This is a genomic window from Burkholderia ambifaria AMMD (genome assembly GCF_000203915.1).
Lineage (GTDB): Bacteria > Pseudomonadota > Gammaproteobacteria > Burkholderiales > Burkholderiaceae > Burkholderia > Burkholderia ambifaria.
In genome coordinates, this window is record NC_008392.1 from 409,952 (window position 1) to 418,883 (window position 8,932).

The 8,932-nt window shown below is 74.4% G+C and carries 1 protein-coding gene; it reads right to left on the reverse strand.

The window, feature by feature from the left end:
• Positions 1-3 precede the first annotated feature (3 nt).
• Positions 4-8,931 carry an SDR family NAD(P)-dependent oxidoreductase gene (locus BAMB_RS29495; RefSeq protein WP_011660808.1) on the reverse strand — a complete coding sequence of 2,976 codons (8,928 nt, stop codon included), beginning with the start codon at positions 8,929-8,931 and terminating at the stop codon, positions 4-6.
• Between the last annotated feature and the right edge of the window lies 1 nt (position 8,932).

Here is an 8,932-nt window from a genome sequence, read left to right on the forward strand (position 1 = left end):
CGGTTAGTCGTCGCCCATCTCTTGCCTGAGCAGCGCGGACAGTTCGTCGATCGGCAAGGCGGCATCGGCCGGCGCGGCCTGCCCGGCCGGGCCCGGCGGCGCCTGCCGCGCCTGTGCCGCCGCCAGCCGTTCGAGCAGGTAGGCGCTCAGGCTCGCGACGCTCGGGTAGTCGAAGATCGTGTCGACATGCAGGTCGAGCGCGAAGCAGGCGCCGAGCTCGTCGCTGAATTCGAGGGCCGACACCGAATCCATGCCGAGCTCGAAGAACGGCCGCTCGTCGGACACGGCGCCCGCGTCGATCTTCAGGAAGCGCACCAGCAGCTCGCGCACCAGCCGCGCGACCAGGTCCTGCTTCGCGTCGGGCATCAGCTGGGCGAACTCGTCGGGCAAGGCGATCGCCGGCTCGGCCGCCGCCGGCGCAGCCCGGGCGGCCTCGTCCTGCCCCGCCGCGGGCACGGCCTCGTCCTCGACTGCCAGCAGCGCGGCGCGGCGGAAACGCGCGTGCTCGATCAGCGCGAACACCCGCTCCTGCTCGTCGATCAGCGCGAGGTCGTAGACCAGTTCGCCGGCCGCGCCCGCCTCGGGCAGATGGCGCACCAGGCAGCGCATGCGCCGGCCAGCGGGCCAGCCGGCCAGCCAGACGCGCCGCAGCGCATAAGGCAGGTAGCTCGCGCCCGCCGGCTCGTCCGAGCCGGTGTCGATCGCGTTGACGGCCTGCAGGCAGGCGTCGAGCACGCGCGGATCGACCAGGAAGTCCGAATGGACGGTGGCGATCTCGGCCAGCGCGAGGCCGCCGTCGCAGACCAGCGCCTCGATGCGCCGGTAGCCCGCGCCGAGCCACAGCTGCGGCGGCAGGCGATCGCGATAGAAGGCCTCGCCGTCCTGACGCGCCGGCGCCTGCTCGCGCAGGGCACGCAGCGCGGCGAGCCAGGGTTCGGCCTGCGCCGGCGTCGGGCCGCCGCCCAGGCTCAGCTTCGCGACGGTCGCGAAAGCCCGCGCCGCCCGATCGGCAAGCGAGGCGGCCCGCTCATGCAGCGAGGCCTGGCCGTCGGCGCCGATCTCCAGCTGCACGTCGAGCCGCGCGCCGAAGCGCAGCGGCCGCAGGAAGCGCACCTCGTCGAGCGTGACGCCGCCCGCCAGCGCCTCGCGGCCCAGCGCATGCAGCACGAAGGCGAGCGAGCCGGCCGCGGGCAGCACGTTGTCGCGGCCGAGGCGATGTTCGTCGAGGAAGGGATGACGCTCGCGATCGAGTGCGAACTCGACATAGCGGCTGCCGTCGCGCGCGGAGGTCAGGTCGGCGACGACCAGGCCGCCCGCCGGGGTCGTCGAGGGCGCCGTCTGCGGCACCCAGTAGCGGCGCGCCGGGAAGTGGCTGGCCGGCAGCGCGATGCGGCGTGCCCGCGAGGGCTCGAAATAGGCATGCCAGTCGATGCGCTGGCCGCGCGCCGGCAGCGCGGCGACCAGCGCGGCCAGGCCGCCCAGCGGGCGCGCGTCGAGCGAAGCGGCCGGCAGGTCGATCACGGCCGGCATGCGCGTCGTCTTGCGCGCCGGCGCATGCGTGCGGCAGGCCAGCGCGGCCGCCTCGTTCAGCTCGACCTGCCAGGACGGCTGCGGCTCGAAGGCGAGCGAGACCTCGCTCTCGCGCTGGCCCAGCTGCGCCAGCGCGGCGCGCACGGCACGCGCATCCTCGGCCACGAGGCCGTCGAGCATGGTGTCGAGATCGAGCGCGCCGCCGAGCGCGGCGGCCACAAAGCAGAGCGGGCCGCGCGCGCGGATCCGCTCGGGCTGCACGCCCAGACGCTGCAGCAGCCGCCCGAAGGCATAGACCAGGATCGCCGCCTCGAACGCGGCGGCATCACCCTGGCACAGCGCGCGGCCCGTGACGGGGGCGCGGCCGCGGACGCGCAGCCCCTCGACGCAGGCGTCCACGGCATCGCGGAAGGCCGGGTAGAGATCGTAGAAATGCACCGCCTGCGCGGCCCAGACCGGTCGCGCGCCGTCGCCGAGCCGCCATTCGAGCGGCACGCTCGCGGCGGGCCGCTCGAAGCCCGAGACGGTGCCGGCCGCCAGCGCCAGCAGCGCGTCGCGCAGCTGCGCGACCGAGCCGGCCGGCAGCACCGCCTGCAACGCGTGGCCGGCGCGCGAGACGCTCAGCGTGTAGGCGAGATCGGCCAGCTCGGCGCCGTTGGCCAGCGCCGCCGCGTAACGCTCGGCGTCGGCGGCCAGCTGCGCGCGATCGACCTGCGAGAGCATCGCCAGCGGCACGAAGCCGGCCGGCATGTCGGGCAGCGTCACCGGCGCGACATACTGCTCGACCAGCAGATGCGCATTCGTGCCGCTCAGGCCGAACGAGCTGACGCCCGCCACCAGCGGCGCGGCCGCATGCCAGCCGCGGCGCTGGCCCACCACCTCGAGCGCGCCGCGCGTCCAGTCGAAATTGGGATTGGCGCGCCGGTAATGCAGGTGCGGCGGCAGGGTCTCGTGCCGCATCGCCAGCAGCACCTTGATCAGCCCGGCGATGCCGGCTGCCGCCTCGGCGTGGCCGATGTTGGTCTTGACTGAACCGAGCAGCAGCGGCGTGTCGCGCGGCGTGCGGCCATACACGGCCTGCAGCGCGTTCAGCTCGATCGGGTCGCCCAGATGGGTGCCGGTGCCGTGCGCCTCGACATAGGACACGCGCTCGCGCGCGATGCCCGCGTCGGCCAGCGCCTTCTCCAGCACGCGCTGCTGCGCCAGGCCGTTGGGCACCGTCAGGCCGCCGGCGCGGCCGTCGTGCGCGACCGCGCCGCCGCGGATCACGCCTACCACCGGATCGCCGGCCGCCACCGCGTCGGCCAGGCGCTTGAGTACCACCACGCCGCAACCCTCGCCGCGCACGAAGCCGTCGGCATCGGCGTCGAAGGTGCGGCAGCGCCCGGTCGGCGAGAGCATCCCGCCCGCGCATTCGAGCACCAGCGGCTCGGGCGTGAGCTGCAGGCTCACGCCGCCGGCCACCGCCATATCGCAGGCGCCCGAACGCAGCTGCTCGCAGGCCAGTTGCACGGTCACCAGCGAGGACGAGCAGGCGGTGTCGATGGTCATCGCCGGCCCCATCAGGCCGAAGGTGTGCGCGATACGGCCCGAGACGATGCTGTTGGCAGTGCCGGTGCCGACGTAGAAGGCGTGGTCGCGCACATGCTGGGTCAGCTGCAGGTAGTCCTGCGTCATCACGCCCATGAAGACGCCGGTCTCCGAGCCGCCGAGCGAGGCCGGATCCAGCCCCGCGCGCTCGAAGGCCTCGTAGCAGACGTCGAGCAGCATGCGCTGCTGCGGGTCCATCAGCTCGGCCTCGATGCCGGCGATGCCGAAGCGCTCGGGATAGAAGCGGTCCACCGAGTCGACGAAGCAGCCTTCCTTGACATAGGCCTTGCCCGGCTTGCCCTTCTCGCTGTCGTAGTAGCGCGAGTGGTCCCAGCGCTCGGGCGGGATCGGGCCGGCCGTGTCGACGCCGTTGGCCAGCAGCTCCCAGAACGCCTCGGGCGAATTCGCGCCGCCCGGGAAACGGCAGGCCATCGAGATCACCGCGATCGCGCCTTCGGCGAATGCGGGCTCGGCCGCGTCCGCCGCGTCGGCCTCGACAACGCGCGCCGGCGCCGCATGTGCCGTGGAGGAAGCAGGTGCCGCCGCGGCGCGCGGCACCTGCTCCGCCAGCGCGCCGAGCAGGAATTCCGTCAGCGCCGCCACGCTCGGATGATCGAACAGCAGCGTCGATTCGAAGCGCTGCTCGAAGCGTCGTTCGAGCGTGCCGCGCAGGTCGATCGCGAGCAGCGAGTCGAGCCCCTGGTCGAACAGGCTGGCCTGCCCGTCGATCGCGCCGGGCCGCCTGAGCAGGCTTCCCGCCGTCTGTTCGAGATACTCGCCGAGCTCGCGGCGGCGCTCGCGCGTGCTCACGCGCAGCAGGCGGTCGAGCCAGGCATCCCCGGCCTCGGCATCGGCCGCCGCGCCGCCGGTCACACCGCCCGCGCCGGTCGCCTGCGTCGCCCCGCCGGCCGGTGCCTCGGCCAGCAATTCGGCCAGCAGGCGCCGCACCTGCGGCTGGCGGCTCGCGTCGATTGGCTGGTTCAGCTTCAGGGGCAGCACCGCTAGCTGCGTATTGGCGCAGCCGAACTGGCGCGCCATCACGGCCGCGCCCTGCTCGGGCGCGATCACGCCGGCGATCGAGCCCTCGGCGCCGAGCCGCGCGCCCACGTCGCGCGCGGCGGCCGCGCCGATCTCGGACCAGGCGCCCCAGTCGAGCGCGACGGCCGGCACGCCCCGGCCGCGCAGATACCAGGCGAAGGCGTCGAGGAAGGCGCTCGCGGCGGCGTGATTGGCCTGGCCGGGATTGCCCATCAGCCCGGCCGCCGACGAATAGAGCACGAAGAAATCGAGCGGGCGCGGCGCGAGCAGCCGATGCAGCAGCAGCGCGCCGCCCAGCTTCGGATGCAGCACGCGCTGGTAGCGCGCCCAGCTCTGCTGGCCGATCACGCCGTCGTCGAGCACGCCGACCGAATGCACCACGCCGCGCAGCGGCGGCAGCTCGGCCGGCACGCCGGCCAGTGCCGCGCGCAGCGACGCCTCGTCGCCGACATCGGCCAGCAGCGTGTGCACGGCGACGCCCTGCTCGCGCAGGCCGGCGAGCGCGACTTCGGCCGACGGCGGCAGGCGGCGGCCGAGCAGCAGCAGATGCCGGGCGCCTTGCGCGGCCAGCGCGCGGGCGGTCTCGATGCCCAGCGCGCCGAAGCCGCCGGTGACCAGGTAGCTGGCCTCGGCCGACACCACCGGCGCGCCGGCCTCGACGAGGGCGGCGCGGCGCAGCCGCGGCACGAAGCCGGCCTCGCCGCGCACCGCGATCTGGCAATCCTCGCGCTGCGCGAGCGCGCCGAGCAGGGCCGCGCCGGCCGGCTCGTCGCGATCGACGTCGATGATCCGCGCGAAGCGCGCGTTCTCGTTGACGAAGGCGGGCAGGTGGCCCCACAGCAGGGCCTGCAGCGGCTCGGACACGCGACCCGCGACGGCCTGCGCGCCGGCCGTCAGGAAGCTGGCCTCGAGCTGGCGCCAGCGCGGCAGCAAGAGCGCCTGGCACAGCGCGAGCGGCTCGCGCAGATAGGGCTCCGCGGCGGTCTCGGGATCGACCGTATCGAGCGCGGCCGGACGTGCCGACCAGGCATAGACCAGTTCGTCGACGCCACCGTGCTCGGCCTCCAGCGCTTCCAGGCGCGCGGCGAAATCGTCGCGCTCGAGCGGCGCGCGTTCGGCACCCGCTTCGGCCTCCACCACCGACACGCGCCGCCCGCTGTCGCGCAGCGCCGCCACCAGCCCGGCCGACCAGGCATCCCGGTCGGCGAACACCACGCAGTGCCCGGCCGCGCTCGCGGCAGTCCTGCGCGCCACGATCACGCTCTCGGTGCGGCCCGCCTCGGCGGTGGCCAGCGCCGGCTCGAAACCCTGTTCGCGCAACACCTGCTCCCATTGCGCCGCGTCGAGCAGCGGGCCGTGCTCGCGCAGCGGCGCATCGGCGAAACCCCACCAGCCCGGCGTGAGCCCGAAGCTCAGGTCGAGCCAGGCCTGCGGCTCGGTCACCTCGCGCAGCACCAGCATCCCGCCCTCGGTCAGGCAGCTCGACAGATGCGCGAGCGAACGCGCGATATCGGCCGTGGCATGCACCACGTTGACGGCGATCACCACGTCGAATTCGCCGGCCTCGAAGCCCTGCTCGCCCGGCGGGCGCTCCAGGTCGAGCGTGCGATAGCTGAGGAAGGCATCGCCGGCGAACTTGTCCTGGGCGCGATGCAGGAAGTGCGCGGAGATGTCGGTGAACACGTACTCGGCCGCGCGGCCGCGCAGCACCGGCAGCAGGCGGCTGGTGGTGGCGCCGGTGCCGGCGCCGACTTCCAGCACGCGCAGCGGCCGCCCCTCGGGCCGCGACGTCGCGAGCCGCTCCAGCAGCGCCGCGATCCGGTCGTTGAGCGCGCGGCTGCCAGCGCTGTCCTGGTAGACCGCCTCCACGTCGGCCGTACGGGCCGGCTCGAACAGCAGCGTCAGCGCGCCGACCCGGCCGCGCAGCACGTCGGCGAGCACCTCGCCGCAGCGCACCAGCAGGTCCAGCTCGCGCGTCTCGCCGCCCAGGGCGCGGCGCAGCTCGGCCTCGATCTCGGGCGTGCTGCGCGACGGCGCGGGCAGCGTCTCGCGCAGCGCCAGCAGCCGGCGCACCAGCCGGTGATGCTCGGGCGCGATCCGGTATTGCGACTCGAGCTGCTGCGCCGACGGCACCCCCTCGCGCAGCCGGGCCGGCGTCAGCTCGAGCGCGTCGAGCGCGCGCGCGACGTAGCCGGCGGCGATCTCGTCGAAGCCGCGGCGCAGCGCGTCGCTCACCACGTAGGAAGCCGCGTTGGCATCGGCGCCGAGGTCGGCGACCAGCGCCGCCGCCGTCAGCGCGAAGCCCGTCGCGCGCGGCGCGCCGGCCGGCAGCCAGTGCCGCTCCAGCAGCCAGTCGCGCCATGCCTCGGCGGCTGCCCGCGGGCGATAGCGCGCCGCCTCGAAGCGCTCGATCGACAGCAGTTCGCGGCCCTGCTCGTCGCACACGCGCAGCTGCACCGAGAAGTTGTCGCGACCGCGCAGGTAGTCGTGCAGCGAGGCATCGTCGGCCCAGGGCGCGCCGGGCCCGTCGATGCGCGCGACACACCAGAGCGTGGCCGCGCGCGGGCCACCGTCCTGCACGCCGTCGCGCACGCCGTGCAGCGCGGCCGGCACGAACAGGCCGCGCGGGCCGTCCGCGCCGCCCTCGCCGGCCGCCGCCGCGCCGATCACCTGGAAGCAGGCGTCGAGCATCACCGGGTGCAGGCCCGGGCCGTTCCAGCCGGCGCCCAGCGCGGCCGGCCGTACGATGCGGCCCAGCGCGACGCCGGGCCCGCGCCACAGGCCCTCGATCGCGCGGAATGCCGGCCCGTAGGCCACCCCGGCCTCGCGCGCCTCGCGCCGCAGCGCCTCGGGCGAAACCGGCTCGGGGCAGGCGGCGCGATCGGCAGCCAGGTCGTGCTGCCGCGCGGCCGCGGCCGGCACCGCGCGCACGCTCGCGCGCACATGGTGCTGCCAGTCCTCGCGGCCGGCGCGGCGCGTCAGGATGTCGACGGCCAGCGTGTCGCCGCCGCGCGGGCCGACGCGGCAATAGAGGCCCAGCGGCGTCTCGCCGAGCACGCAGGGCTGCAAGAGGCTCATCTGTTCGATGCGCGCGGGCGCGCCGAGCGCGGCCGCGCAGGCATGCACCACCATATCGACGAAGCAGCTGGCCGGCAGCACCACCTCGCCGGCCACCACGTGGTCGCGCAGGAAGGGCTGACGCGCCAGCGACAGTTCGCCGGCCAGCAGGGAGCCGCCGTCGGGCTCGTTCATGCTGGTCGCGAAGAACGGATGGCGTACCGGCTCGAACAGCGCCGGCAGCGCGCCCGCGCGCGCCGTCATGTGGTCGGGCAGCCAGTAGCGGCGGCGCTCGAAGCGATGCGCGGGACGGGCCGCTTCGGCATCGGCGTCGAGCGCGTCGCCGGGCGAGAGCAGCAGGTGCGCATTGGTGCCGGTATAGCCGAACGAGCTTAGCGCGGCCACCGACGGGCGCCCTTGCGGCCACGCGGCGGCGGCGCCCTTCGGGAATAGCAGCTGGTCGCTGAGACCGTCGAAATGCGGATTCAGCGCATCGAGATGCGCGACCGGCGGCAGGCTGTCGTGCCGCAGCAGCTGCACCAGCTTGATCAGCCCGGCGATGCCGGCGGCCGATTCACCGTGGCCCATGTTGGCCTTCACGGCGCCCAGCGCGAGCGGCGAGCGGCGTCCCTCGGCGCGACCGTAGACGGTGTCGATCGCCTGCACCTCGACCGGATCGCCGAGCGGGGTGCCGGTGCCGTGCGTCTCCAGGTAGCCGACCTCGGCCGGGTCGAGCCGCGCGCGCGCCAGCGCATCGCGCATCACCTGCACCTGGGCCGGGCCGTTCGGGGCGCTCAGGCCGTGGCTGCGGCCGTCCTGGTTCACCGCCGAGCCGCGGATGACGGCCAGCACGGTGTCGCCGTCGGCGCGCGCGCGCGACAGCGTCTTGAGCAGCACCAGGCCGCAGCCCTCGGCGCGCACGTAGCCGTCCGCCTCGCCGCCGAAGGTATTGCAGCGCCCGCGCGCCGACAGCATGCGCGCGACGCAGGCGCCCACCGCCGTCTCGGGACTCAGCAGCAGGTTCACGCCGCCAGCCAGCGCCATCCCGCACTCGCCCAGGCGCAGGCTCTGGCTGGCCAAGTGCACGGCCACCAGCGAGGACGAGCAGGCCGTGTCGATCGTGATGCTCGGCCCCTTCAGGCCGAACACGTAGGACAGGCGGCCGGCCGCCGCGCTCGGCGCACTGCCGGCGCCCACGTAGGGATTGAGGTCCTCGGCGCGGCGGATCAGCCGCGCGTAGTCGTTGTTCATCTGGCCGACGAACACGCCGATGTCGCTGCCCTTCACCGTCTTCGCGTCGAGGCCCGCGTGCTCCAGGCAGAACCAGGCCTGTTCGAGCAGCAGCCGGTGCTGCGGATCGATGTAGGGCGCCTCCTCCTCGGAGATGCCGAAGGCGCCCGGCTCGAAGCCGTCGATGTCCTCCAGCAGGCCGAAGCGGCGCGTGTAGATGCGGCCGGCCTCGGCGGCCTCGGCCGAGGCCGCGTCGGTATGCCAGGCCTCCATTTCCCAGCGCTGGCCGGTCATGGTCGTCACCGTGTCGGCGCCGGCCTCGATCGCGCGCCAGAACGCTTCGGCGTCGGGTGCGCCGGGAAACCGGCACGACATGCCGATGATCGCCACCGGCTCGTCGACGCCGGACTCGAGTTCGCGGATGCGCCGATCCTGTTCCTGGATCTTGCGGATCGAGCTCTTGAGCAATGCCTTGTAGTCGTTCAAC